Origin of the sequence: Stenotrophomonas sp. Pemsol, assembly GCF_003586545.1 — a bacterium.
Classification (GTDB): Bacteria; Pseudomonadota; Gammaproteobacteria; order Xanthomonadales; family Xanthomonadaceae; genus Stenotrophomonas; species Stenotrophomonas sepilia.
On record NZ_CP025780.1, the window covers coordinates 264,672 to 290,910 of the forward strand.

Genomic DNA, 26,239 nt, shown 5'->3' on the forward strand with positions numbered 1-26,239 from the left:
CAGATCTACACCCTGGTAGCGCGCGAGCACCTGCAGAAGCTGCACGCCCGCCACCATCCGCGTGGCTGAGTGCCGGGCTGAATCGCTGCCCGGGGCGCTGCCGGGCGTCGCCGCCCGGTACCGGCGGCTGTGTCAGAATCCGGGGTCTTCTTCTGTCGCGGACCGCTCCATGCTCCGATTTGCCATCGCCGCCGTGTTCGGTGCGCTCAGCCTGACCGCCTGCGCCCAGCCGGCTCCGCCGGCCGCCAAGGCACCCGCCGCCGCTGCGGCCAAGGCCAGTCCGGCCGCGAATGCGCCCGCCGACCAGGCGGTACGCGCCGCACTGACCGCGTTGAACCCCGGTTTCCAGGTGGACTACATTGGCGCCGCGCCTTTCCCCGGCTTCCGCGAGGTCGTCGTTTCAGGCCAGCTTCTGTATGTGTCCGATGACGGCCGCTATCTGTTCCAGTCTCAGCCCTACGACACCCACGCCAAGGGCCCGGCCAACAGCGAAGGCCTGCTCGGCTATCGCCGCGGCCTGCTGGCCAAGGCCAACCACGGCGATCGCATCGTTTTCGCCGCGCCGAACGCCAAGTACACCATCAGCGTGTTCACCGACATCGAGTGCGGTTACTGCCGCAAGCTGCACCAGGACATCGCCGAGCTCAACCGCAACGGCATCACCGTCGAGTACCTGGCGTTCCCGCGCATGGGCCTGGGCAGCAAGGACTACACCGACATGATTTCGGTCTGGTGTGCAGCGGATCGTCGCCAGGCGCTGACCAACGCCAAGCGCGGCGGCAACGTTCCCGCCAGGAACTGCACCAATCCGGTGGCGATGCAGTACGCGCTGGGCCAGCAGCTGGGCGTGAATGGTACGCCGGCGATCTTCGCACCGGACGGCACCCAGCTGGGGGGCTACCTGCCGCCGGCACAGCTGCGTGCGGCGTTGGAGAAGCTGTCGGCCAAGCGCTGATCGCCGTTGACCTTTTCCTGTAGCGCCGAGCCCATGCTCGGCTGCGCAACCATCAGCCGAGCATGGGCTCGGCTCCACAGATCAGAGGCCGGGGGCGCAAAATGCGCCCCCGGCTTTTCCCTTATTTCAGGCCATCACTGACCGCCTTGGTCAGCGTGCCCTGCGCATCGTCACCGCTGAACTCCCAGACGAACGCGCCGCCCAGGCCCTGGGTCTTCACGTAACCCATCTTGCGGGTGATGTTGGCCGGGGTGTCGAAGCTCCACAGCGTGCTGCCGTTGTAGATCCAGGTGGCACCGGCGGTGTTGTCGGTGTAGCCCGGCCACGCCAGGTTCTTCAGCACCTTCCAGTCCTCGATGCCGGCTTCATACGTGCCCGGGGCGGCACCGCTGGCGGTCTGGTACAGGCCGTTGTTGGCATTGGCCACGCCGGTCCAGCCACGCCCGTAGTAGCCGATGCCCAGGTTGAGCTTGGCGGCGGGCACGCCACGGCTGATGAAGGCCTCGATGGCGTCGTTGCTGTTGTACAGCTTCTGGTCGCCGGTGGACGGATCATTCGGCGAATCGAACAGCGCCGACTGGTGATTGGTCTTCGCATCCCACGCGCCGTGGAAGTCATAGGTCATCACGTTGATGTAGTCCAGGTAAGGGTGGTACGCCGCCGGATCTGTGACGCGGATCTTGTCGATGCCGGCACCCACCGCCACCGTCAGCAACAGGCCCGGACGCACCGCATCGAGCTGGCGGCGGAACTCGGCCATCAGCGCGGTGAAGTTGGCGTTGTCTTCCGGCTTGCCGCATTCGATGCCGCAGGCCACCGGGTATTCCCAGTCGATGTCGATGCCGTCGAACACGCCCAGCGCCGCACCGGCGCCGCCGGCACCGTCGGTCACCGGCAGGTTGCCCTTGATGTAGGCGTCGATGCACGAGGCAACGAAGGCCTGACGGTTTTCCGGGCGCGCCGCGCTGGAGAAGCCGCGCGACCAGGTCCAGCCACCCAGCGAGATCAGTACCTTCAGGTTCGGGTACTTGGCCTTGAGCTGCTTGAGCTGGTTCCAGTTGCCGCGCAGCGGCTGGTCCCAGGTATCGGCGCTGCCGCTGACACTCTCGGCGGCACTGAAGGCCTTGGTGTAGTCGGCGAACGCATCGCCACCGGCACCGCTGTTCGGATCCGACGGCTGGGTGATGCCGACTTCGCAGCGGTTGTTGCGCACGTTGCCGAACGCGTAGTTGATGTGGGTCAGGCGCGCCGCCGAACCGCTGCTGTCGATGTTCTTGACCCGGTAGTTGCGGCCGTAGATGCCCCACTGGGTGAAGTAACCGATGACCCGCTTGCCGGTGGTGCCGCCGTCGCCGGCCAGCGTGGCGGCGCTGATCTCGGTGCCCTGCGCCGACGCGTTGCCGGCGTTGTCGCGCGCCCGCACGCGGTAACGGTAGGTGGTCGATGCGGTCAGCCCCCCATCCACATAGCTGGCACTGGACGGCGAACCGACCAGACTTCCGTTACGGTACACGTCATAGCCGGCCAGGCCACTGCCACCGGTGTTGTCGGTGGATGGGCTCCAGCTGAGCGCGATGCTGTTGGCAGTGCGCGTTCCGGCCGCCAGCCCGCCGGGCACGCTCGGCGCGGTGGTATCGCCACCGGCAGCGTTGACGGTGATGGTGATGGTCGCGGTGCTGCTGGTGGCGTTGTTGTTGTCGGTAGCGACCGCACGCAGGGTGTGGCTGCCGGCGCTGGCATTGGTCCAGCTGGCCGCATACGGCGCACTGGTGGCCACGCCGAGCGTGCTGCCGTCGCGGAAGAATTCGACCTTGGCGACGCTGCCGTCCGGATCGCTGGCGGTGGCGGTCACGTTGACCGTGCTGCCGGCACTGAAGGTGGCGCCGTTGGCCGGCGAGGTCAGGCTGACCACCGGCGGCTGGTTGGTGCCGCTGCCATCGCAGGCACCGAGGTTGGTGTAGTAGGGCGCGCCGGCCGGATGGTCCGGTGGCGCGTTCCAGATGTCCTGGTTCGCCCGATAGAGGACGCCTCCTTTCTGCAGGGTATCGCCGGCCCGGTAGATCTTGGCCTGGTCCCACTGGGCCACGCCGGCACAGCTGGCAGCCTGCGCCAGGCCGGGCAGGGCGGCACTGCCGGCGGCCAGGGCAAGCAGCCAGGCCAGATGGCGGGGACGACAGCTTCGGGTCGAACGTTCGGCACTGCGCACAATCGGGTCGTACATGGGTGAGTCTCCGATCAAAGGGCGCGCGGGCCCCGATGGCGCTGCGCGTGACGCAGGTCCGGGCATCGCCCGGGAAGGCGACGGAGGGGCCGGACGGAGGCACCTGGGAGGCCGGGGAGAGAGTCCGGCACCAGGTGGGGACAACGTTGTCATCAATTGCGTGGTCAATCCGTGAGCAAGCGCATGGTTCGGCGATTTGGGCGGAAAGCGGCGCTGGCGCGCAGTCGGCGGCCATCGGCGGAGCCCCCTCGTGGCTGGGGCTTGCCGCCAACAGCGGATTTCTGGGGGTTGGCCGGGGGGGTGGGCTGCGCAGGGGGCGCTGCAAGTACGTCCATGTAAGCTCGGTGTGGGTTAGCAGGACCGTTGGCGCCATGGATGGCGCCATCGAGCCCCCATGGACGGGTTTACGGCGTGTCCTGCTGGCCCCCACCACCCCGCCATCCCACGGGAACCCAGCTTTTGCTTGGGCCGTTGCCGTTGCCGTTGTCGTTGCCGTGGCCTCGGCGGGTGCCGGGCGCCGCCCGGCCAAAGCCCTTCCCCCGCTTCCGGTACAATGTCGGGCCCGTTTCCCAACTACGGTTCCCCGGACATGATGGTCCTCGAGGGCGCGCCCGCCCTGTCGCCGTTCCGCCGCGAACGTCTTGAATCCCGCCTGCAGTCCATCGCTCCCTCCCTGCGCATCAGCGGCGCCTGGCACGTCTACTTCGTGCAGCCCGAAGGCAGCGCCGCCCCCGACCTGACCACGCTGTGCCGCATCCTCGAAGCGGCGCCGCAGGCCGAAGCCGTGGCCGAAGGCGCAGTCAGCCGCATCGTGGTGCCGCGCCTGGGCACGCTGTCGCCGTGGTCGAGCAAGGCCACCGAACTGGTCCGCGGTGCCGGCCAGCCGGTCAGCCGGGTCGAACGTGGCCTGCGCATCGACGTGCAGGGCTGGCCGGCCGATGCCGACGCTCAGCAGGCGCTGGTCAAGGCGCTGCACGACCCGATGACGCAGTCGGTGCTGGAGACCGTGGAGCAGGGCCAGGCGCTGTTCTCGGCGCCAGCGCGTGGCGAGCTGGAACGCGTGCCGGTGGACCAGCTGGAGGCCGCCAACCAGCGCCTCGGCCTGGCCATGGCCCAGGACGAGATCGACTACCTGCGTGAACGCTTCACCGCGCTGGGCCGCTCGCCGTCGGACGTGGAACTGATGATGTTCGCGCAGGCCAATTCCGAGCACTGCCGCCACAAGATCTTCAACGCCAGCTGGACCATCGACGGCCAGGAGCAGGACCGCTCGCTGTTCCGGATGATCAAGAACACCCACCAGCAGACCCCGCAGCACACGCTCAGCGCGTACAGCGACAATGCCGCGGTGATCGAAGGCCATCCGGCGTCGCGCTATCGCCCCGATCCGGCCAGTGGCGAATACCGCCGCGAAGCGCAGGTGCCCAGTGCCTTCCAGATCAAGGTGGAAACCCACAACCACCCAACCGCGATCGCACCGTTCCCGGGCGCCTCGACCGGCGCGGGTGGCGAGATCCGCGACGAAGGCGCGACCGGCCGCGGTGGCAAGCCGAAGGCGGGCCTGACCGGCTTCTCGGTCTCGCACCTGCGCATTCCGGAATTGCCGCAGCCGTGGGAGGCGCCGCGCGCGCTGAACCCGCGCATGGCACCGGCGCTGGAAATCATGACCGACGGCCCGCTCGGTGGCGCCGCGTTCAACAACGAGTTCGGCCGCCCGAACCTGCTCGGCTACTTCCGCAGCTTCGAGCTGCCGGAAGGCGCCGATCTGGTGCGCGCCTACGACAAGCCGATCATGCTGGCCGGTGGCCTCGGTGCGATTGATCGCGTGCAGGTCGACAAGATCCCGCTGCAGGCCGGTGATGCGGTGATCGTGCTGGGTGGCCCGGCGATGCTGATCGGCCTGGGCGGCGGTGCGGCCAGTTCGGTGGCCTCCGGTGAAAGCGCCGAGGACCTGGACTTCGCCAGCGTGCAGCGCGACAACCCGGAAATGGAGCGCCGCTGCCAGGAGGTCATCGACCGCTGCGTGGCGATGGGCGCCAACAACCCGATCAAGTTCTTCCACGACGTCGGCGCCGGTGGCCTGTCCAACGCCATCCCCGAACTGCTGCACGACTCGAACGTCGGTGGTGTCATCGACCTGGGCAAGGTGCCCACCGATGATCCGTCGCTGTCACCGATGCAGCTGTGGTGCAACGAGTCGCAGGAACGCTACGTGCTGGGCGTGGCCCAGGAGCGCCTGGCCGAGTTCGCCGCGCTGTGCGCCCGCGAGCGCTGCCCGTTCGCTGCGGTCGGTGTGGCCACCGCTGAAGAGCATCTGGTGGTGGCTTACGGCGCCGTGCCGGGCCACACCCCGGCCGATGCACCGATCGACCTGCCGATGGACGTGCTGTTCGGCAAGCCGCCGAAGATGCACCGCGATACCGCGCACCCGCCGGCACCGCGCTGGCCGGCGCTGAAGACCGGTGGCCTGGACCTGCAGGAAGCCGGCCTGCGCGTGCTCGCGCACCCGACCGTGGCCTCGAAGAACTTCCTGGTCACCATCGGTGATCGCAGCGTGGGCGGCCTGACCGCGCGCGAACAGATGGTCGGCCCGTGGCAGCTGCCGGTGGCCGACGTGGCGATCACCCTGGCCGACTTCGACGGCGTAGCCGGTGAGGCGATGTCGATCGGCGAGCGCACCCCGCTGGCCCTGCTCAATGCTGCTGCTTCGGCACGCATGGCGGTGGGCGAAGCGCTGACCAACCTGTGCGCGGCCCCGGTCGATGCGCTGGATGAGATCAAGCTGTCGGCGAACTGGATGGCCGCGGCCGGTCACCCGGGCGAAGACGCGCTGCTGTACGACGCGGTGAAGGCGGTGGGCATGGAACTCTGCCCGCAGCTGGACATCAGCATCCCGGTGGGCAAGGACTCGCTGTCGATGCAGGCGCAGTGGCACGACCAGGGCGAAGCGCACAAGAGCGTGTCGCCGGTGTCGCTGGTGATCTCGGCGTTCGCGCCGGTCGCCGACGTGCGCCAGCAGTTGACCCCGCTGCTCGACCGGGAGGTGGACAGCGAGCTGTGGCTGATCGGCCTCGGTGCCGGCAAGCAGCGCCTGGGGGGTTCGATCCTGGCCCAGGTGCATGCCGACCACGGCGACCTGCCGGCCTTCGCCGGTGCCGCCCCGGACCTGGACGATCCGCAGCGCCTGCGGGGTTTCTTCGAGCTGATCCGCGATGCACGCCAGTCCGGCCTGCTGCTGGCCTATCACGACCGCAGCGACGGCGGTGCTTTCGCCGCGCTGTGCGAAATGGCCTTCACCTCGCGCCTGGGCCTGGACATCGCCCTCGATGCCTGGGGTGACGATCCGTTCCGCAGCCTGTTCAACGAAGAACTGGGCGCGGTGGTGCAGATCGCGCGCGAAGACCGTGCAGCGTTTGCCGACCTGGTTGAACGCCATGCATTGACCGAATGCGCGCAGCGCATCGCCAAGCCAACCACCGCACCGGTGGTGCGCGTGTCGCTGGGCGGCGAGAACCTGGCCGAGTGGCGCTGGGAGGCCTTGTTCGATGCCTGGTGGTCGGTCACCCACGCGATGCAGAAGCGCCGCGACAACCCGGCCAATGCCGATGCCGAGCGCGAGATCGCGCGTGCCTTCAACGCACCGGGCCTGAAGCCGAAGCTCAGCTTCGACCTCAACGAGGATGTGGCGGCACCGTTCATCAGCAGTGGTGCGCGTCCGCGCGTGGCGGTGCTGCGCGAGCAGGGCGTCAACGGCCAGATCGAAATGGCCAACGCCTTCGAGCGTGCCGGCTTCCGTGCCTTCGACGTGCACATGAGCGACCTGATTGAAGGCCGCGTGGCCCTGCAGGATTTCACCGGCCTGGTGGCCTGTGGTGGCTTCAGCTATGGCGACGTGCTCGGTGCCGGCCGTGGCTGGGCCACCTCGATCCTGGAGCGCAGCGCACTGCGTGATGCCTTCGCCGCGTTCTTCGCGCGCGAAGACAGCTTCGCGCTGGGCGTATGCAACGGCTGCCAGATGATGAGCCAGCTGAAGAACATCATTCCGGGTGCCGAGCACTGGCCGCAGTTCCGTCGCAACGCCAGCGAGCAGTTCGAAGCCCGCACCGCGCTGCTGGAAGTGGTGGAATCGCCGTCGATCCTGCTGCGTGGCATGGCCGGCTCGCGCCTGCAGGTGGCGGTGGCGCATGGTGAAGGCCAGGCCGTGTTCGACAATGCCGTCGACCAGGCTGCTGCACGTGTCTCGCTGCGCTACATCGATGGCAATGGCAAGGTGGCCAGCCAGTACCCGCTGAACCCGAACGGTTCGCCGGACGGCATCACCGGCCTGACCAGCAGCGACGGCCGCGTCACCATCATGATGCCGCACCCGGAACGTACCCCGCGCGCGCTCAACCTGAGCTGGGCACCGGCGGAATGGCAGGGTGATTCGCCGTGGATGCGCATGTTCCGCAACGCGCGGGTGTGGTGCGGCTGATCGCATCGTTCCGCGCAGGCCGCAATGCCACCGCGTATGGAAAAACCCGCCGCTTCGTCGGCGGGTTTTTCTTTGCACGCGTGAAACCCTTGTCGCGCCCGCTAGTTACATCGGTTTTCATGCGCCAGCGGTCCGTCACGTGTACCTAACAAAATACTTTTATAAACACGTGAAATGGTGAACTGCTTCACGGCAATAGCATTTGCCGTGTCAAAGTCTTGACGATCTGCAAAGTTGCCGTTAACACTTGAACCCCGTTTCAGAACCATTCATTCCGCAGTAACCGCTCGGCGCACGCGCTCGGTTTTCTGTCGCTGCGCGCCGTTCGGCAATACCCCGCAGTAAATCACGCGAATAAACGCCCCCAGGGGACGTTGGGCCACAAGGCCCGGCGGTGGCGTTGCTTTGCCCAAAACCAGTCCAATCAGGAGCCGTACCGATGAATCGGATTTATCGCAAGGTCTGGAACAAAGCATTGGGTCAGTTGGTGGTGGCCTCGGAACTGGCCTCCTCCGACAGCAGCGGTGGTGTTGTCGACCAGCGCCGTGATACGACACAGGCCACGCCCGCGCTGTTGGCGGTGGCACTGGGCCTGGTATTGGGATTGGGCATGAGCGGTTCCGCCATTGCACAGTCAGTGCAGATCGGCGGCAGCGCTACCTGCGTCGCATTCAGCGGCAAGCTGCTGGAAAAGTGCCTGATCGAAGGCTCGGCCACGGCCAAGGGCAGCAACGCGGTGGCGATCGGCAGCAACAGCAATGCCAGCGCCGCCAACAGCGTGGCGCTGGGCGCTGGCTCCAAAGCAGCGCGGGCCAATACCGTGTCCGTCGGCGACGCCGGCAAGGAACGGCAGATCACCAACGTGGCCGCTGGTACCCAGGCCACCGATGCGGTGAACAAGTCACAGCTGGATGCGCAGGCGCGCGCCACGCAGGCCGCGCTGGCGGATGTCGCCGCAGATGGAAACCGCTATTTCAAGGCCGATGGCGCAGGTGATGACAGCGACGCGGCGAAGATCGACGGGCAGGGCGCGGTTGCAGCGGGCGCCGGTGCGCAGTCGTTGGCCAATGCCACCACCGCCATCGGTACCCAGGCGATTGCCGCCGGCCTGGGCGCCAGCGCGTTCGGCCAGGGCGCATTGGCAATCGGTGACGCCAGCGTGGTGGTCGGGCAGAGTGCTGCCGCGTTCGGTCTTGGTGACACCGCCGTCGGCGCCAGTGCCTACGCTGCAAGCGAGAATGGCGCGGCCACCGCCCTGGGTGCGCTGTCCGAAGCCACCGCCGATGGCGCCACTGCCGTGGGTGGCGGTGCCGTGGCGATGGGCCCGGGCAGTACCGCACTGGGCCGCGGCGCCACTGCCGCCAATGAAGCATCAATCGCGGTGGGTGCGTTCAGCACCGCCGTCGGTGAGTACAGCACCGCGCTGGGGTCCAACTCGGCGGCGGTTGCCACCGGCAGCGTGGCGCTGGGCGCCGGCTCGCTGGCCGACCGCGTCGATACCGTCTCTGTCGGCGCCGCCGAATATGGCCTGACCCGGCAGATCACCAGCGTCGCTGCGGGTACTGAAGATACCGACGCGGTCAATGTCGGCCAGTTGAAGAACGTGGCCGCCGTGGCCGATGCCACGGCCAAGCGTTTCCAGGCCACTGGCAGCAGCAACAGCGACGCCGGCGCGCTGGCCGAAGGTGACGAGGCGCTGGCGGCCGGCGAGGCGGCCAACGCCATCGGCAACGGCACCACCGCCGTGGGTGCCGGCGCCACGGCCGTTGCGCAGAACGCCACCGCCGTCGGCAACAACGCGCTGGCGTCGGGCCAGAACAGCGCCGCGTTCGGCAACAACGCACAGGCCAACGGCCCGGGCAGTGTCGCCGTCGGTGGTGCTGCGGTGGATGCCGATGGCAATCCGCTGATCACCAGTGGCGGCGTGCCGGTGGAAACCGGCGCGACCAGCGCAGGTGTCGGTGGCACCGCAGTGGGCGCCAGTGCCGAAGCCAGTGGATTTGCGGCGTCGTCCTACGGCGTTGGCGCGTATGCCGCCGGTGCGCAGTCGTCCGCATTCGGTGCGGTCGCCAATGCCATCGGCGACTACTCCACCGCAATGGGTACGCAGAGTACCGCCACTGGTAGCAGCAGCGTCGCCATCGGCGGCCCGGCCGACCTGATTCCGGGCCTGGGCTTCTTCGTGCAGACCCAGGCCAGCGGCGAAGCCGCCACCGCGGTCGGCGCCGGCGCTATCGCCAGCGGTGATCGTGCGGTGGCCAACGGCAGCCTGACCGAAGCATCCGGCGTGGAATCCACCGCCGTGGGCTACTTCGCCTATGCCCCGGGTGAGAATGCCAGCGCGCTCGGTGCGCAGACCTGGGCCAGCGGTGCGCAGAGCACCGCGGTGGGCTACTACGCCACTGCACGTGGTGCCAACAGCGTCGCGCTCGGCGCGAATTCCGAAGCGGTGCGCGCCAACAGCGTGGCCGTGGGCAGTGCCGGCAACGAGCGGCAGATCACCAGCGTTGCCGCGGGCAGTGAAGCCACCGATGCGGTCAACAAAGCCCAACTCGACGCGGTGGCCAGCACCGCCGACGGCACCGCGCGCTTCTTCCAGGCACAGCCCGAAGCGGGCAGTGATGCCGGTGCGTTCGCCGAGGGCGAAGGTGCGGTCGCGGCCGGCTCCTCGAGCAACGCGATCGGTGCTGGTGCAGTTGCACATGGCGCTGCCGCGTCAGCGATCGGTGATGACAGCGTGGCGGTGGGTCGCAACAGCAGCGCCACCGGCAACGGTGGTGTTGCCATCGGTGGCCTCGGACAGGCCTACGACGAGTACAACCAGCCGATCATCGGCGCCGACGGAAAGGCGCAGCAGGTGGGCACCACGGCGGTTGCCGATGCCACGGCGGTCGGCAGCGGTGCGCAGGCCACCGGTGCCGTGAGCAGCGCGTTCGGCAATGCCGCCAAGGCCAGCGGCGACAACAGCTTCGCGGCCGGCGGCAAGTCGCGTGCGACCGGCAGCTATGCCGTTGCGGTCGGTGACAGCGCCTTCGCCAGCAGCGATGACAGCACCGCTGTCGGTGGCTACAGCTGGGCCACGGCCAGTGGTGCGAGCGCCTTCGGTTCCGGTGCATGGGCCACCGCCACCAACGCCTCGGCGTTCGGCAACGCGGCATGGGCCAGCGGCAGTGGCGCAACCTCCATCGGCTACAACAGCTGGGCCAATGGTGCCAGCTCAACCGCAGTCGGCCGTGGTGCCTTCGGCTATGGCGACAACAGCGTGGCGCTGGGCTTCCAGGCGCTGGGTAACAGCCTCAACAGCATTGCCATCGGCACCAACACGGTGGCCGGTGGTGAAAGCGCGATCGCGCTCGGGGCCGGCAGCAACGCCAGCGCCAGCAACGCTGTCGCGCTCGGCGCCGGCTCGGTTGCCAACCGCGCCCGCAGCGTGTCGGTCGGCAGCACCGGCAACGAGCGGCAGATCACCAACGTCGCCGCTGGCACCCAGGCCACCGATGCGGTGAACAAGGCGCAGCTGGATGCGGTGGCGAGTACCGCCACCACCACCAGCCGCTTCTTCCAGGCCAGTGGCAGCGGCGGTGACGTGGCCGGTGCGCTGGTGGACGGTGACAACGCGCTGGCCGCCGGTGATGCGGCCAACGCCATCGGCAACGGCGCCACCGCACTCGGCAGTGGTGCCAATGCGCTGGCCAACAACGCGCAGGCGATCGGTCTCAACGCGCTGGCCAGCGCCGCCAACGCCAGCGCCGTCGGTGCCAACGCACAGGCGACCGGTGAGTACGCCACCGCGCAGGGTGCGGAAAGCGAAGCCAGCGGCGAGCAGAGCGCGGCGTTCGGTGCCGCCAGCATCGCCAGTGGTGCCGGCAGTACCGCCAACGGTGTGTTGTCCGAAGCCTCCGGCGAGGAAGCCGTGGCGGTGGGCTACTTCAGCAATGCCAGCGGCAGCGGCGCCACCGCGGTCGGCAGCGAAAGCGTCGCCAGCGGCACGGCGTCGGCAGCGTTCGGCATCGGCGCCGAAGCGACCGGTGGCTACAGCACCGCCATCGGTGGCTATTCCCAGGCATCGGCGTTCAACGCCACCGCTTTCGGCAACTTCGCCAGTGCCACCGGTTCCAACAGCGTGGCGCTGGGCGGCGACTCCGAGGCGTCGGGTGCCTACAGCACCGCCACCGGCCAGGGTAGCCTGGCCACCGGCACCAACAGCGTCGCCGTCGGTGGTTCGCTGTTTGGCGTGCTGGCCACCGAAGCATCGGGCAATTACTCCACCGCCGTCGGTGGCGGCGCCTGGTCCGGCGGCATCAACAGCACCGCACTGGGCAACGCCGCCGAATCGCGCGCTGCCAACAGCGTGGCGCTGGGTGCCGATTCGATCGCGGACCGTGACAACACCGTGTCGGTAGGCGGTGCTGGCAATACCCGCCAGATCACCAACGTGGCCGATGGCACGCAGGGCAATGATGCGGTCAACAAGAACCAGCTTGACGCCGTAGCCGCAGCAGCGGAGAAGACCAGCAGGCAGTTCCAGGCCAGTGGCAACGCCGAGGGTGAAACCGGCGCCCTGGTCGAGGGTGACAACGCGCTGGCGGCCGGTGATGCGGCCAACGCCATCGGCAACGGTGCCACCGCACTCGGCAGCGGCGCCAATGCACTGGCCGCCAACGCCACGGCGGTCGGCATCGATGCGCTGGCCACCGGCAACAACGCCGCAGCACTGGGCAGTACCGCACAGGCCACCGGCGAAGACAGCCTTGCGCTCGGTACCGGCGCCAGTGCCAGCGAGCTGGGTGCCAGCGCCGCGGGTGCGCGTGCACAGGCCAGTGGTGCGTACAGCACCGCGACCGGCACCGAATCCAACGCCAGCGGCACGCAGGCACTGGCCAGTGGCTTCCGCAGTGCCGCCTCTGCCGATGGCACCACCGCCGTCGGTGGCTATGCCGAAGCGAGCGGACGCCTCGGCACCGCGTTGGGCTACGGCTCGGCCGCCAGCGGGGCCAACACCACCGCGGTCGGCTTCGGTGCCGCCGCAGCCGGTACCGGTGCCGTGGCCGTGGGCCAGTCCAGCGAGGCCAGTGGCGAGGAGAGCGTGGCCATTGGTGGCAGCACCTTCTTCGGCTTGATCCCGTCGCGTGCCAGCGGCACCGGCGCGGCGGCCTTCGGTGCCGGCGCCTGGGCGACCGAAGATTACGCCACCGCGATAGGCTGGAATTCGTGGGCGGATGCCGCAGATGGCACGGCACTGGGCGCCAGTGCCACCGCCAGTGGGTTGAACAGCGTGGCGCTGGGCGCCGGCTCCAAGGCCGAGCGCGACAATACCGTGGCCGTGGGCACCGCGGGCGGTGAGCGCCAGGTGACGCATGTGGCAGCCGGCACCGAGGCCACCGACGCGGTGAACAAGGGCCAGCTGGACGCGGTTGCCAGCGTTGCCGATAGGACTGGCCGGCAGTTCCAGGCCAGCGGCAACGCCGATGGCGAAGCCGGTGCACGGGTGGAGGGCGACGACGCGCTCGCCGCTGGCAATGCGGCCAATGCGATTGGCAACGGCACCACCGCATTGGGCAGCGGCGCAACGGTGGTCGCGGCCAATGCCACGGCGGTCGGCGTTGACGCACTGGCCACGGCCGAGCAGGGTGTGGCGATCGGCAGCGGTGCCAGCAGCACCGCAGGCGGTGCCGTAGCGCTGGGTGCACAGAGCAGCAGCGGCGGCGCCGCCAGCATTGCGATCGGCGCGCAGTCGCAGTCGCAGGGCATCGGGGCGACCGCTGTCGGCGGCATGGCCGAGGCCGCCGGCCTGGCGGCCACCGCAGTGGGCTACGGCGCGATCGCCGATGGTCGCGAAACTACTGCAGTCGGCAACTTCGCACAGGCCAATGGCTGGCGTGCCACGGCGTTTGGTGCAGGCGCCAGCGCCGGCTTCTTCGGCACCGCGATAGGCAGTGCCGCGCAGGCCGCCGACGTGTCCACGGCGGTGGGCCAGGGCACCATTGCGCAGATCGCCGGCGCCGGCTTCGGCGTGCAGGCCAAGGCTGGCGAGTACGGCACCGCTCTGGGCAACAACGCCGCGACCGGATTGAACGGCGTGGCGGTCGGCTTCAATGCACTGGCCGGACAGGATGCCGCCAGCGTCAGTGCTGGCCGGTTCACCACCGCCATCGGCAGTGAGGCGTGGGCTACCGAAGACGGCGCCACCGTGGTCGGTTACAACAGCTACGCGCAGGCCAGCAACGCGACGGTGCTCGGCAGCAATACCTGGACCACCAAGGACGCCGGCAACAGCGTCGCGTTGGGTGCGGGCTCGCTGGCCGACCGTGCCAACACAGTGTCGGTGGGTGCCGCACAGGAGTGGGTCGATGCTGCCGGAGTCACCCACAGCGCGATCAACCGCCAGCTCACCAATGTCGCGGCCGGTACGCAGGCCACCGATGCGGTGAACAAGGGCCAGCTGGATGCAGTGGCCGCCACCGCCGATGCGGTCGGCCAACGCTTCAAGGCCAACGGTTCGGGTACCGCCAGTGCCACCGGCACGGATGCCGTGGCCATCGGCGGCAACGCCAACGCCAGTGGAAGCCGCAGCAATGCGCTGGGCAGTGGTGCCACGGCCATCGGCAACGCGGCGCTGGCACTGGGCGCCAACAGCGGCGCCAGCGGCAACAACTCAGTGGCATTGGGTGCCGGTTCGCGTGCGCTGGAGGCCAACGTGGTCTCGGTCGGCGGTGGCAACGGCACCGCCGGCCCGGCCACGCGGCGGATCGTCAATGTGGCCGACGGCCGCATCGCCGCCGGCAGCACCGATGCGGTCACCGGCTCCCAGCTCAACGTCACCAACCAGCGCGTGGGCGCAGTGGAAACCCGCGTGGGTGATTTCGATTCGCGCATCGCGACGGTCGAGACCACGGCGGCCAGCGCAGTCGGCTATGACGACGCCAGCCGTGATCGCCTGACCCTGTCCGGCTTCCAGGGCACCACCATCGACAACGTCGGTGCCGGCAGCATCGCCGCCGGCAGCCGCCAGGCGATCAATGGCGGGCAGTTGTTCCAGTCGCTCAGTGATGCCGCCAGCTTCCTCGGCGGTGGCGCCAGCGTCGGCATGCAGGGTGTGTTCGTGGCGCCGAACTACGTGATCCAGGGCGCCACCTACAGCAACGTCGGCGATGCGCTCGGTGCGCTGGACCGCAAGGTCAGCGAGATCGATCGCCGCACCGCCGGAGGCACGCGTTCGGGAACGGCAAGCCTGCGTTCGATGAGTGCCTCGCTGGATGAAAGCCCGCTGGCCAGCGTCGCCGACGCACCGGCCACCGCCGATGCAGCACCGGCCAGCACCGCACGCGTGCAGGGCACGCCGACTGCCGCCGCCGCCGGTGCCGGGATTCCGGTTGGCACCCCGGCCACGGGCTTCAATGCCGTCGCCATGGGTGAGGGCGCAGTGGCCAGTGGCGCCTCGTCCACCGCCATCGGCCAGGGTGCCAGTGCCACGGCTGCCAACGCGGTGGCTTTGGGCCAGGGCTCGGTCGCCGATCGTGCCAATACGGTGTCGGTGGGCAGCGAAGGCAACGAACGCCAGGTCACCAACGTCGCCGCCGGCACCACCGCCACCGACGCCGTCAACAAGGGCCAGCTGGACCGTGGCATGGCCACTGCCAACAGCTACACCGACAGCCGCGTGCAGGCCGTCGCCGACAGCTTCGATGTGTTCAAGGGCGAGATCGACGGGCGCCTGCGCCACATGGATCGCCGCATCGACCGCCAGGGCGCCATGAGCGCGGCGATGCTCAACATGGCCACCAGTGCCGCCGGTATCCGCACCCAGAACCGGGTCGGCGTCGGCATCGGTTTCCAGGGCGGCGAGTCGGCGTTGTCGCTGGGCTACCAGCGTGCGATCAGCGATCGCGCCACGGTCACCTTCGGCGGTGCCTTCAGCAGTGACGACAGCTCGGTCGGCGTTGGTGCCGGCTTCGGCTGGTAAGCCAAACCACTGCGCCGGCGGCCACCCACGCCGGCGCCAAACCTGCAATCAGGGCCTGGGGGGAGGTCACGGCAATCCCGGCTGGGCCGGCCGGGAGTCGTCAAGGAATGATGGCCGCAGTGTTGGTTCGATCCATGACCCAGAAGAGGAATTTCGACGTGATCAAGAAGCAGAACCTTCGCATCAATGTGCTTGCCGCCGCCGTGCTGTCGATGACCGCGGTGGGTGCCGTCCACGCCGCCGGGTTGCCGACCCGTGAACCGGTGCGCCAGGCCAGCACCGCCGAGCCGGGCGCCGAGCGCATCATCGTCAAGTATCGTGCCGGAACCGCTGCGGCGGGCGACCGTTCGGCCAAGCTGTCCACCGTGCAGTCCGCGCTGACCCGCGCCAGCCTGTCCGGTGGCACCGCCCGCGCCAGCACGCTTGGCCCGCAGGTCGTGCGCAGGCTCGGCGTCGGTGCCGACCTGATCCGCCTGCAGGGCCGCCTGGCGCCTGCGGAACTGCAGCGCGTGCTGAAGGAACTGAAGGCCGATCCGGCCGTGCAGTACGCCGAGGCCGACGTGAAGCTGCGCCGCACCGAGCTGCGCGCCGGTGACGTGCAGCCGGCGCTGGCGCCGAACGATCCGTACTACCAGCAGTACCAGTGGCACCTGCACAACGCCACCGGTGGCATCAACGCACCGTCGGCGTGGGATGTATCGCAGGGCGAGGGCGTGGTGGTGGCCGTGCTCGACACCGGCATCCTGCCGCAGCACCCGGACCTGGTCGGCAACCTGCTGGAAGGCTACGACTTCATCAGCGATGCCGAGACGTCGCGCCGTGCCACCAACGATCGCGTGCCGGGCGCGCAGGACTATGGCGACTGGGTCGAGAACGACAATGAGTGCTACACCGGCTCCGTCGCGGAGGACAGCTCCTGGCACGGTACCCATGTGGCCGGCACCGTGGCCGAGCAGACCAACAACGGCGTCGGCATGGCCGGTGTCGCGCACAAGGCCAAGGTGCTGCCGGTCCGCGTGCTCGGCAAGTGCGGTGGCTACCTTTCCGATATCGCCGACGCCATCACCTGGGCCTCCGGCGGCACCGTGGCGGGCGTGCCCGCCAATGCCAACCCGGCCGAGATCATCAACATGAGCCTGGGTGGAAGCGGCAGCTGTGACGGAACCTACCAGGATGCGATCAATGGCGCGATCTCGCGTGGCACCACCGTGGTCGTGGCGGCCGGCAACGAGACCGACAACGCATCCAAGTACCGTCCGGCCAGTTGCGACGGCGTGGTGACCGTCGGCGCCACCCGCATCACCGGCGGCATCACCTACTACTCCAACTACGGCACCCGCGTGGACCTGTCCGGTCCGGGTGGTGGTGGCAGCGTCGATGGCAATCCCGGCGGCTACGTCTGGCAGTCCAGTTCCGATGCGGCCACCACGCCGGAGTCAGGCAGCTACAGCTACATGGGCATGGGCGGCACGTCGATGGCCTCGCCGCACGTGGCTGCGGTCGCTGCACTGGTGCAGAGCGCGCTGATCGCCAAGGGCAAGGATCCGCTGGCCCCCGCCGCCATGCGCACGCTGCTGAAGGAAACCGCGCGCCCGTTCCCGGTCAGCATTCCGGCCGCCACCCCGATCGGCACCGGCATCGTCGATGCCAAGGCGGCGCTGGCCAAGGCACTGGAAGAGCCGTGCACCGAGAACTGCGGGCCGGTGGCGACGCCGCTGACCAACAAGGCCGCGGTGGGGGGCCTGAACGGTACGGCCGGCAGCAGCCGCCTGTACAGCTTCGAGGCAGCCGCTGGCAAGCAGTTCAGCGTGATCACCTACGGTGGCACCGGCAACGTGTCGGTCTACATCGCCCAGGGACGCGAGCCGAGCGCCAGCGACAACGATGGCAAGTCGACCCGTCCCGGCACGTCCGAAACGGTACGGGTGAACAAGCCGGTGGCAGGCACCTACTACATCAAGGTGGTGGGCGAAGCGGCCTACAACGGCGTCAGCATCCTCGCCACGCAGTAAGCCTGTCGTGTCGTAGTTGAACGGCCGAGGCCCGTCATCCTGTGTGACGGGCTTCGTCTTTTTACGAAAGCTGGCGGCAGGGCGGCGGAAATCATGGCTTAACTGCTAAAGTCGGTCCGATTGACAGGAGAGTCACGTGAACGCGCTCGCTGCAACCGTTACCGACGATGCCGAAGGCCGCATCCTGGATGCGCTGCTGGCACGCGGCCGGCTCAAGGAAGGAGACCTGGCGCGCGCGCGGCCGCTGCACGCCGAGGCCGGCGGCAGCCTGCTGGGCCTGCTGGTGCGCCTGGGCCTGGTGTCTGAACGCGACCAGGCACAGGCCAGCGCCGAGGTGCTGGGCCTGCCGCTGCTGGAGGGCAAGCAGGTGCCGGAGGCCCCGCCGCAGGCGCTGGCCGAAGGACTGCCGCTGTCGCTGCGTTTCCTGAAGCAGTTCCATGTGTGCCCGCTGGAGTTGAATGAACACGGGGTGCGTCTGTGGCTGGCCGATGCCCACGATGCCTATCCGCAGCAGGCCGTGCAGTTGGCGCTGGGGGTTCCGGTGACACCGGTGCTGGGCATGCGCGCGGAGATCGATGACCTGGTCGAGCGCTGGTTCGGCCAGGGCCGCAGCGCGATGGGCGCGATCGTGGAAACCGCCGATGGCGAGGGCGGCGCGGTCGACGATATCGAGCACCTGCGCGACCTCGCTTCGGAAGCGCCGGTGATCCGTCTGGTCAACCTGGTGATCCAGCGTGCGGTGGAACTGCGCGCTTCGGATATCCATGTCGAACCGTTCGAGAGCCGGTTGAAAGTCCGCTACCGGGTTGATGGCGTGCTGGTGGAGGGCGAGAGCCCGCCGGCCAATCTCACCGCCGCGGTGATCAGCCGCATCAAGATCATGGCCCGGCTCAACATCGCCGAGCGCCGCCTGCCGCAGGACGGCCGCATCATGCTGCGCGTGCAGGGCAAGGAGCTGGACCTGCGCGTGAGTACCGTGCCTACCGCGCATGGCGAAAGCGTGGTGATGCGCCTGCTGGACCGCGAAACGGTGGTCTTCGATTTCCACCGGCTCGGCTTCACCGACGCCTTCCTGCCGCAGTTCCGCAAGGTGCTGGAACAGCCGCACGGCATCCTGCTGGTGACCGGGCCGACCGGCTCGGGCAAGACCACCACGCTGTACACCGCGCTGAGCCAGCTCAACACCGCCGACGTCAAGATCATCACGGTGGAAGATCCGGTCGAGTACCAGATCGAGGGCATCAACCAGATCCAGGCCAAGCCGCAGATCGGCCTGGATTTCGCCAACGCGCTGCGCAGCATCGTCCGCCAGGATCCGGACATCATCATGATCGGTGAAATGCGCGACCTGGAAACCGCGCGCATCGCCATCCAGTCGGCACTGACCGGCCACCTGGTGCTGTCCACCCTGCACACCAACAATGCGGCCGGTGGCATCACCCGCCTGCTCGACATGGGCGTGGAGGATTACCTGCTCACCTCGACCATCAACGGCATCCTGGCCCAGCGCCTGGTGCGCCGGCTGGAGCCCACCCATGCCGAACGCTACGCAGCCTCGCCAGAGGAGATCGAACGCTTCGAGCTTCGCCGCCTGCAGCCGGAGGGACCGATCCACCTTTACCGCCCGAAGCCCTCGGCGCTGGCGCCGACCGGCTACCTGGGGCGTACCACCATCATGGAATTCCTGGTGATGAACGATGCGCTGCGGCGTGCGGTGATGCGTCGCGATGGCATGGGCGAGATCGAGCGCATCGCCCGCGAAGCCGGCATGCGCACCATGTACGAGGATGGCCTGTCCAAGGCGCTGAGCGGACAGACCACCATCGAGGAAGTGCTGCGCGTGACCGAGGAAAGCTGATGCGCGCAGGACGCAGGGGCTGACATGCCGAACTACCGCTACAAGGCGCTCAATCCGCACGGTGAGGTCTTCGACGGGCAGATGGAAGCGGCCAGCGAGGCCGAGCTGATCGCGCGCCTGCAGGACCAGGGCCACCTGCCGATGGAGACGCAGCTGGCCGACGCCGGCGCGATCGGCGGCCGCAGCTGGCGCAACCTGCTGCAGCAGCGCCCCCTGCAGGGCGCCGCCCTGCTGCAGTTCACCCAGCAGCTGGCGACCCTGCTCGGTGCCGGCCAGCCGCTGGATCGCGCGCTGTCGATCCTGCTGGGGTTGCCCGAGGACGAACGATCGCGCCGCGCGATCACCGACATCCGCGACGTGGTGCGCGGCGGTGCACCGCTGTCCACCGCGCTGGAACGCCAGCATGGGCTGTTCTCGCGCCTTTACGTGAACATGGTGCGCGCCGGCGAAGCCGGCGGCAGCCTGCATGAAACCCTGCAACGCCTGGCCGACTACCTGGAGCGCAGCCGCGCGCTGCAGGGCAAGGTCATCAACGCGCTGGTCTACCCGGCGATCCTGCTGGTGGTGGTGGGCGGTGCGCTGCTGTTCCTGCTTGGCTACGTGGTGCCGCAGTTCGCGCAGATGTACGAGAGCCTGGACGTGGCGCTGCCGTGGTTCACCAATGCGGTGCTGCAGCTGGGCCTGTTCGTGCGCGACTGGTGGGTGCTGCTGCTGGTGGTGCCGGCGCTGCTGGCGCTGTTCTTCGAGCGCAAGGCGCGGCAACCGGCGTTCCGGCTGGCGCTGGATGGTTGGCTGCTGCAGCGCCGTGGCATCGGCCGTCTCGTCGGTGAACTGGAGACCGCGCGCCTGGCGCGCACGCTGGGCACCCTGCTGCGCAACGGCGTACCCCTGCTGGGCGCACTGGGCATCGCGCGCAACGTACTGGGCAACCGCGCGCTGGCCGCCGATATGGAAGCGGCCGCCGATGAAGTGAAAAATGGTGCCGGCCTGTCGCTGGCACTGTCGCGCGGCAAGCGCTTCCCGCGCCTGGCCCTGCAGATGATCCAGGTCGGCGAGGAATCCGGCGCCCTCGATACCATGCTGCTGAAGGCCGCCGACACCTTCGAACAGGATAGTGCCCGGCGCATCGACCGCCTGCTGGCGGCGATGGTGCCGGCGATCACCCTGGTGCTGGCCTCGGTGGTGGGCGCGGTGATCGTGGCCGTGCTGGTGCCGCTGTACGACCTGACCAATGCCATCGGTTGACGATGGCACTCCCTGCAACCCCGATACTCCGCAACTGAAAGGACCGTCCATGATTGCCCGTCGCCGACCGATCCGCCTTTCCTTCACCGCCGCGCGCAACCAGTCGGGCATGAGCCTGCTGGAAATCATCATCGTCATCGTGCTGATCGGCGCGGTGCTGACCCTGGTCGCCAGCCGCGTGCTGGGCGGTGCCGACCGTGGCAAGGCCAACATCGCCAAGGCGCAGGTGCAGACCGTGGCGTCCAAGATCGACAACTACCAGATCGACACCGGCAAGCTGCCCGGCTCGCTCAATGACCTGGTGACCGCACCGGCCGGTGTTGGCGGCTGGCTCGGCCCGTACGCCAAGCCGGTCGACCTGAACGACCCGTGGGGCCACGCCCTGGAATACCGCGCACCGGGCGAAGGCCAGCCCTATGAGCTGGTCAGCCTGGGCAAGGATGGCAAGGCCGGCGGCAGCAGCGTCGACGCTGACATCCGCTACCAGCCGTAACCGCGCATGACGTATTTCCTGCCGCGCCGGTTGCCCCACCCGCGCCTGCACGGCAGGCGCGCGGCGGGACTGTCGCTGCTGGAAATGCTGCTGGTGATCGCACTGATCGCGGCGATCGGCCTGATCACCGCCGCTGGCCTGTCGCGCGGCTTCGCCGGCATGCAGCTGCGCAGCGCAGGCAAGGACATCGCCAGCCAGCTGCGCATGGTGCGCGCGCAGGCGATCGCCCGCGGTGAACCGCAGCGCTTCGTCATCGAGCCGGCGCGGCGGCGCTGGGAAGGCGCCAACCAGCGCCACGGTGAGGTGCCCGTACAGCTGCAGGTGCAGTTCGAAGGTGCCGCACAGCTGGCCACCGCGCCGGGGCAGGGCGTGATCGAATTCCATCCCGATGGTGGCTCCAGCGGTGGCCGCATCCGGTTGCAGCGCGACGGCGCCGAATGGCGCGTCGACGTCGGCTGGCTCACCGGCGAGGTCCGCTCCGGCCCCTGGCGGGCGCAATGAAGCGGCGCGCGCGTGGCTTCACCCTGCTGGAAGTGATCATCGCCTTCGCCCTGCTGGGCCTGGCGTTGACCCTGCTGCTGGGCAGCCTGTCCGGCGGCGCAAAACAGGTGCGCGATGCCGAGCTGCGCACGCGCGCGGTGCTGCATGCACAGTCGTTGCTGGCCGAGGCCGGCGTCGACGCACCGCTGCAGGTGGGCAGCCAGCAGGGTGACTGGGAACAGGGGCGCTATCACTGGGAACTGCAGGTTCAGCCGTGGGTGGAACCACGCGCTGGCAATGTCGTGCAGGCCACGTCACCGGGGATCCCATGGCTGGCAGAGCTGCAATTGCAGGTGCGTTGGGGTGACAGCGAACGCGAGCAGCTGCGCTGGCGCAGCCTGCGCCTGTTGCCGCCCGACCTGGAGAATGCCCGGTGAGGCGCCGCGCCGCAGGGTTCACCCTGGTCGAAGTGATGCTGGCCACCGTGCTGCTGGCCGGCGGCCTGGCGTTGGCCTTTGCCAGCGTGCGCTCGGCGATGGCGGTCAGCCAGCGTGGCGAGCAGATCGCCGCCGAGAGCGAACGCATGCGCGCGGTCGAGTCCTTGCTTCGCAGGCAGCTGGCGGGCGCGCTGCGCACCCCGCTGGAGGTTCCGGACCCCACCCGCGAACCGGTCTTCTTCCAAGGGGAGGAGCAACGCATGTTGTTCGCCGCCGACCTGCCCGGCTACCTCGGCCGTGGCGGCCCCTACCTGCACGCGCTGCAGGTCGACGGACGCGATGGCCAACAGCGCCTGCTGCTGGACCTGGTGCTGCTGCAGGAAGGCGAGCGCATCGCCGAGAATCCACCGCGCCCGCCCGAGGTGCTGGTGGAGAACCTGAAGTCGGTGCAGCTGCGCTATCGGGGTATCGATGCCAGCACTGGGCAGGTGACCGACTGGATGCCGCGCTGGGACGACACCCGCCGCCTGCCGATGCTGGTGGAGATCCAGATCGTGCCGGCCCGTGGAGCGCCGTGGCCACCGCTGGTGGTGGCGCTGCGCGCCGGTGGCAGCGGAGGCGCGCGATGAGGCGTCAGGCTGGGGCGGCATTGGTGCTGGTGCTGTGGCTGATCGCGTTGATGACCGCGCTGGTCGGCGCATTCGCGCTGAGCGCACGGGTCGAACACCTGCAGCAGCGCGTGCTGGATGACGATGCACGCGGGCAGGAACGTGCGCGTGCCGGCCTCGAATATGCCCTGCTGCGCCTGTCGGCCGATCCGCAGCGCGCGCCCTGGCGTGCCGATGGCCGGACCTATCGCTGGCAGTTCGACGACGCCAGCATCGAGATCAAGGTGCTGGACGAGAACGGCAAGATCAACCTGAACCTGGCCGACGCCGCGCTGCTGGCCGCCTTCCTCAAGGCGCTGGGTGAAGACGATGCCCAGGCCCGGCAGCTGGCGGCGGCCATCATCGACTGGCGTGACGAGGATAGCCTGCTGCAGCCGGGCGGTGGTGCTGAAGCGCAGGACTACGCCGCAGCCGGGTTGCCCTATGGCCCACGCAACAAGCGCTTCGAGACCCTGGGCGAGCTGCAGCGCGTGCTGGGCATGCGCGGCACGCTGTACCGGGCGATGTTGCCGCACCTGACCCTGTACAGCCGCCAGGCCCGGCCGGATCCGCAGTTCGCCAGTGCGCCGGTGCTGACCGCGCTGGGGCTGGATGCGGACAGGGTGATGGCGCAGCGCGCACAGCAGGAGCGTGATGCAGATTCCGCTGGTGGTACGACAACGCTTGCCAGCAGCAGCGGCACCTATAGTATCGAGTCCGCTGCCATCGACAGCAGTGGACGCAGGTCGGTGTTGCAGGCAGTGGTACGCAGTGGCTCGGGCGGGGTTCCCGGGCGGACCTACACAGTGCTTCGCTGGGAGCAGGGAATGACAGCAAGATGACGGCGTGGCAGGACAGTCTGCGGCAAGTGCAGGGCCGGATCGGCCCGGGTGCTGGCCGCTTCCTGCGCTGGTGGCGGCAGTCGCTGCTGGCCTGGGTACCGGTGCGCTGGCAATGGGCGTTGGGCTGGGGCCAGGCCCGCCTGTTGCTGCAGCCTGAGAGCGACCAGCTGCAGGTCTGGCGTGAGGCCGGTGAACGCCGCGAAGTGGTGGCGCGCCTGCCGTGGCCGCTGTCGCCGGTGGAACTGGACCGGGTACTCGAGCCGCGCCTGCGCAGCCTGCCCCGGGTGTGGCTGCTGCCCGCGGCGGATGTGCTGCGGCGCACGCTGCGCCTGCCCGCCGCGGCGGCTGACCGCCTGCGTGCCGTGGTCGGTTTCGAAATCGACCGGCAGACCCCGTTCGAAGCGTCCCAGGTCAGCTATGACGTGCGTGAACTCGGCGCGGGCGGCGAAGGGCAGTTGCAGGTCGAACTGGTGGCGTGGCCACTGCGGCAGCTGGAAGCATGGCGCACGCGGGTGGGCCAATGGGCCGATGCGCTGGCCGGCGTCGATGCCATCGATGCGCAGGGCAACGTGTTGCAGGTGAACCTGCTGCCGCCCGCGCAGCGCCAATTGCGGCCAGACCCGATGCGGCGCTGGAACCTGCTGCTGGCAGCGGCATCCGTCGTGATGCTGGTACTGGCCGCGGTGCAGTTGCTGGACAACCGCCAGGCCGCCGCCGACGAACTGCGTGCGCAGGTCGAGCGCAGCGCGCGCAGCGCGCGTGGCGTGGCCAGCGAACGCGCGCAGCTGCAGGCGCTGATCGATGGTGCTGCGTTCCTTGAGAAGCAGCGCAGCCAGCGCGCCGGTACGGTGGAGATCTGGAACGAACTGACCCGGCGCCTGCCGGAAGGCACCTACCTGGAAAAGCTGGCGATCGAGAACAACAACCTGCAGCTGATCGGCCTGAGCCGCGAAGCATCGCAGCTGGTGCAGCTGCTGCAGGACGCACCGCAGTGGCGCAAGGTCAACCTGACCGGGGTGCTGCAGGCCGATGGCGCGGCCAGTGGCCGCGACCGCTTCACCATGACCGCCGAACTGCAGCCGTTGCCGGCCGCAGCACCGACCCCGGAGGCGGCCGATGCCGATGCCAAGCGCACGCCGTGATCGCTGGTTGGCGCTGGCACTGCTGCTGGCAGTGCTGGGCCTGGCTTATCTGCTGCTGGTGCACCCCTGGTTCACCCAGCCGCTGCGTGCGATCGATGCCGATGTCGCCGCCCTGCGCGAACGCGAGTCGCGCGTGCAGGCGCAGCTGCAGCAGCAGCCGCAGATCGAAAAGCGCCTTCGCGCTACCCGCGAGGCACTGCAGCAGCGGCCAGGCTTCCTGCGCGAAGCCACGGCCGAAGCTGCCGCCGCTGCATTGGGCGCCCGGCTGCAGGATGCAGTCGCGATGGCCAGCCCGGGCAACCGCAGCTGCACCATCAGCAACCGCACGCCGCTGACCGACAACCGGCGCGATGCCGAGTTCGTGCGCGTCGCCATGCAGGTGCGCCTGCGCTGCGGCGTGGCCGAACTGGCCACCGTGCTGCACAGCCTCGAAACCGGCAGCCCCCGCCTGTTCGTCGACAACCTCAACCTGATCGCGCAGCGCTTCCAGCAATCGCCGAACGAATCGGGGCTGGGCCTGGATGTGTCCTTCGAGCTGGCCGGCTATCTGCTGCCAGGCGCCGCCGCCGACGGCACGGTACCGGCACCCGCTGCGGCACCGGCACCGTCCACGTCGCCGGCCGAGGCCACGCCTGCGCCCCAGCCGGCGCCCCCGTCCGAAGGGCCGGAGGTGGCCGATGAAGCTTGAGCAGATCAGCCTGCGTACCGGCTTCCTGCTGGCACTGGCCGGCTGGGCGGCGGCGGTCTGGCTGTCAACCGTGTTCGGGCTGGGCAGCCAGCTGCCGGGCGCCGACGGTGATGCCGACGCCGCGCCATCGCTGCCATCGCTGCCGCCGCTGGCTGCAGAGCGCATGGCCAGCGCCGACAGCTACAGCGCGATCGGTGAGCGCCCGCTATTCGCCGAAGACCGCAGGCCGCGGCCCTATCTGCTGGGGGGCAGCGAACCGGCGGCCAGTGCCGCGTTGCGCCTGACCGGCGTGCTGCTGACCGGCGATTTCGGCATGGCCACCTTCACCACCGAACAGAACCGCTCGCTGCGCCTGCGTCTCAACGGCGAAGCCGTGGATGGCTGGCAGCTGGTCGCGCTGCAGCCGCGCCAGGCGACGGTGATCGGCCCCGGTGGCAACCAGGTCCTGGAACTGGCCGTGTTCAACGGCCAGGGCGGTGAGCCGCCGACGGTGCTGCGCGGTGCCAACGGTGTACCGCCTGCAGGCGCGATCGTCGTGCCGCCTTCGGCGGGTGCTCCGCCGGCGCCGCCACCGGTCGCGGCAACCCCATCGACGCCGCCCGCCGGCAATGCCCCCACGCCTGCGGCGTCAGCTGCAAAAACACCACCGGCCAACAACAACGGTCCCAGCGAAGCGCAGATGCAGGCCATCCGCGAACGCATCCAGGCCCGTCGCCGCCAGCTGCAACAACAGCAGCAACAACCGTCGCCGCCCCCGGGCGATGGCACCAACCGATAGAGTG

At 69.0% G+C, this 26,239-nt stretch carries 15 protein-coding genes; 14 read left to right on the forward strand and 1 reads right to left on the reverse strand.

Annotated elements, in window-relative coordinates; all coding sequences use genetic code 11:
• Positions 1–169 precede the first annotated feature (169 nt).
• Entirely contained in the window at positions 170–955 is a 786-nt protein-coding gene (locus PEM_RS01225; RefSeq protein ID WP_095378089.1) for a thioredoxin fold domain-containing protein, read from the forward strand.
• 121 nt (positions 956–1,076) lie between these two features.
• On the opposite strand, the gene PEM_RS01230 is transcribed toward PEM_RS01225, so the two are convergent.
• Positions 1,077–3,176, reverse strand: a complete 2,100-nt coding sequence (locus PEM_RS01230; RefSeq protein ID WP_111174780.1) for a glycosyl hydrolase family 18 protein — start codon at positions 3,174–3,176, stop codon at positions 1,077–1,079.
• Positions 3,177–3,765: 589 nt separating this feature from the next.
• On the opposite strand from PEM_RS01230, the gene purL reads away from it, so the two are divergent.
• The 13 genes from purL to PEM_RS01295 all read left to right on the forward strand — a co-directional run bounded on the left by purL (position 3,766) and on the right by PEM_RS01295 (position 26,235).
• Positions 3,766–7,650: a phosphoribosylformylglycinamidine synthase gene (gene purL / locus PEM_RS01235; protein ID WP_111128431.1), complete on the forward strand. Its 3,885-nt coding sequence runs from the start codon at positions 3,766–3,768 to the stop codon at positions 7,648–7,650.
• A gap of 439 nt (positions 7,651–8,089) precedes the next feature.
• On the forward strand, positions 8,090–15,613 hold the full coding sequence (locus PEM_RS01240; RefSeq protein WP_111128430.1) for an ESPR-type extended signal peptide-containing protein: 7,524 nt from the start codon (positions 8,090–8,092) through the stop codon (positions 15,611–15,613).
• 158 nt (positions 15,614–15,771) lie between these two features.
• Positions 15,772–17,625 (forward strand): S8 family peptidase, encoded by a 1,854-nt coding sequence (locus PEM_RS01245; protein WP_111128434.1) that lies wholly within the window; start codon positions 15,772–15,774, stop codon positions 17,623–17,625.
• 136 nt (positions 17,626–17,761) lie between these two features.
• Complete coding sequence (gene gspE / locus PEM_RS01250) at positions 17,762–19,483, forward strand: type II secretion system ATPase GspE (protein ID WP_053499707.1); 1,722 nt, start codon at positions 17,762–17,764, stop codon at positions 19,481–19,483.
• A 24-nt stretch (positions 19,484–19,507) separates the two neighbouring features.
• The gene (locus PEM_RS01255; protein WP_111128428.1) at positions 19,508–20,728 is read left to right on the forward strand and encodes a type II secretion system F family protein; all 1,221 of its coding nucleotides are present in this window, start codon (positions 19,508–19,510) and stop codon (positions 20,726–20,728) included.
• Between the two features lie 49 nt (positions 20,729–20,777).
• Complete coding sequence (gene gspG, locus PEM_RS01260) at positions 20,778–21,221, forward strand: type II secretion system major pseudopilin GspG (RefSeq protein WP_111128427.1); 444 nt, start codon at positions 20,778–20,780, stop codon at positions 21,219–21,221.
• Positions 21,222–21,227: 6 nt separating this feature from the next.
• On the forward strand, positions 21,228–21,722 hold the full coding sequence (locus PEM_RS01265; protein WP_111128425.1) for a GspH/FimT family pseudopilin: 495 nt from the start codon (positions 21,228–21,230) through the stop codon (positions 21,720–21,722).
• On the forward strand, positions 21,719–22,138 hold the full coding sequence (locus tag PEM_RS01270) for a prepilin-type N-terminal cleavage/methylation domain-containing protein (RefSeq protein ID WP_069139472.1): 420 nt from the start codon (positions 21,719–21,721) through the stop codon (positions 22,136–22,138). The genes PEM_RS01265 and PEM_RS01270 overlap by 4 nt, the downstream gene beginning before the upstream one ends.
• Entirely contained in the window at positions 22,135–22,767 is a 633-nt protein-coding gene (locus PEM_RS01275; protein ID WP_069139473.1) for a type II secretion system protein J, read from the forward strand. The genes PEM_RS01270 and PEM_RS01275 overlap by 4 nt, the downstream gene beginning before the upstream one ends.
• Complete coding sequence (locus PEM_RS01280; protein WP_070489722.1) at positions 22,764–23,627, forward strand: type II secretion system protein GspK; 864 nt, start codon at positions 22,764–22,766, stop codon at positions 23,625–23,627. Before PEM_RS01275 ends, PEM_RS01280 begins: the two co-directional genes overlap by 4 nt.
• A complete protein-coding gene (locus tag PEM_RS01285; RefSeq protein WP_065179642.1) occupies positions 23,624–24,769 on the forward strand; it encodes a PilN domain-containing protein in 1,146 nt (381 codons plus the stop codon). The genes PEM_RS01280 and PEM_RS01285 overlap by 4 nt, the downstream gene beginning before the upstream one ends.
• Positions 24,750–25,457 (forward strand): type II secretion system protein GspM, encoded by a 708-nt coding sequence (gspM, locus tag PEM_RS01290; RefSeq protein ID WP_240431620.1) that lies wholly within the window; start codon positions 24,750–24,752, stop codon positions 25,455–25,457. Before PEM_RS01285 ends, gspM begins: the two co-directional genes overlap by 20 nt.
• Positions 25,447–26,235 carry a general secretion pathway protein GspN gene (locus PEM_RS01295; RefSeq protein ID WP_065196235.1) on the forward strand — a complete coding sequence of 263 codons (789 nt, stop codon included), beginning with the start codon at positions 25,447–25,449 and terminating at the stop codon, positions 26,233–26,235. Before gspM ends, PEM_RS01295 begins: the two co-directional genes overlap by 11 nt.
• Positions 26,236–26,239: the final 4 nt, after the last annotated feature.

Excerpts from the sequence above, each read along its gene's own strand:
- PEM_RS01225 (WP_095378089.1), top strand. The coding sequence starts at position 170 with ATGCTCCGATTTGCCATCGCCGCCGTGTTCGGTGCGCTCAGCCTGACC.
- PEM_RS01230 (WP_111174780.1), bottom strand. The coding sequence starts at position 3,176 with ATGTACGACCCGATTGTGCGCAGTGCCGAACGTTCGACCCGAAGCTGT.
- purL (WP_111128431.1), top strand. The coding sequence starts at position 3,766 with ATGATGGTCCTCGAGGGCGCGCCCGCCCTGTCGCCGTTCCGCCGCGAA.
- PEM_RS01240 (WP_111128430.1), top strand. The coding sequence starts at position 8,090 with ATGAATCGGATTTATCGCAAGGTCTGGAACAAAGCATTGGGTCAGTTG.
- PEM_RS01255 (WP_111128428.1), top strand. The coding sequence starts at position 19,508 with ATGCCGAACTACCGCTACAAGGCGCTCAATCCGCACGGTGAGGTCTTC.
- gspG (WP_111128427.1), top strand. The coding sequence starts at position 20,778 with ATGATTGCCCGTCGCCGACCGATCCGCCTTTCCTTCACCGCCGCGCGC.
- PEM_RS01265 (WP_111128425.1), top strand. The coding sequence starts at position 21,228 with ATGACGTATTTCCTGCCGCGCCGGTTGCCCCACCCGCGCCTGCACGGC.
- PEM_RS01270 (WP_069139472.1), top strand. The coding sequence starts at position 21,719 with ATGAAGCGGCGCGCGCGTGGCTTCACCCTGCTGGAAGTGATCATCGCC.
- PEM_RS01280 (WP_070489722.1), top strand. The coding sequence starts at position 22,764 with ATGAGGCGTCAGGCTGGGGCGGCATTGGTGCTGGTGCTGTGGCTGATC.
- PEM_RS01285 (WP_065179642.1), top strand. The coding sequence starts at position 23,624 with ATGACGGCGTGGCAGGACAGTCTGCGGCAAGTGCAGGGCCGGATCGGC.
- gspM (WP_240431620.1), top strand. The coding sequence starts at position 24,750 with ATGCCAAGCGCACGCCGTGATCGCTGGTTGGCGCTGGCACTGCTGCTG.
- PEM_RS01295 (WP_065196235.1), top strand. The coding sequence starts at position 25,447 with ATGAAGCTTGAGCAGATCAGCCTGCGTACCGGCTTCCTGCTGGCACTG.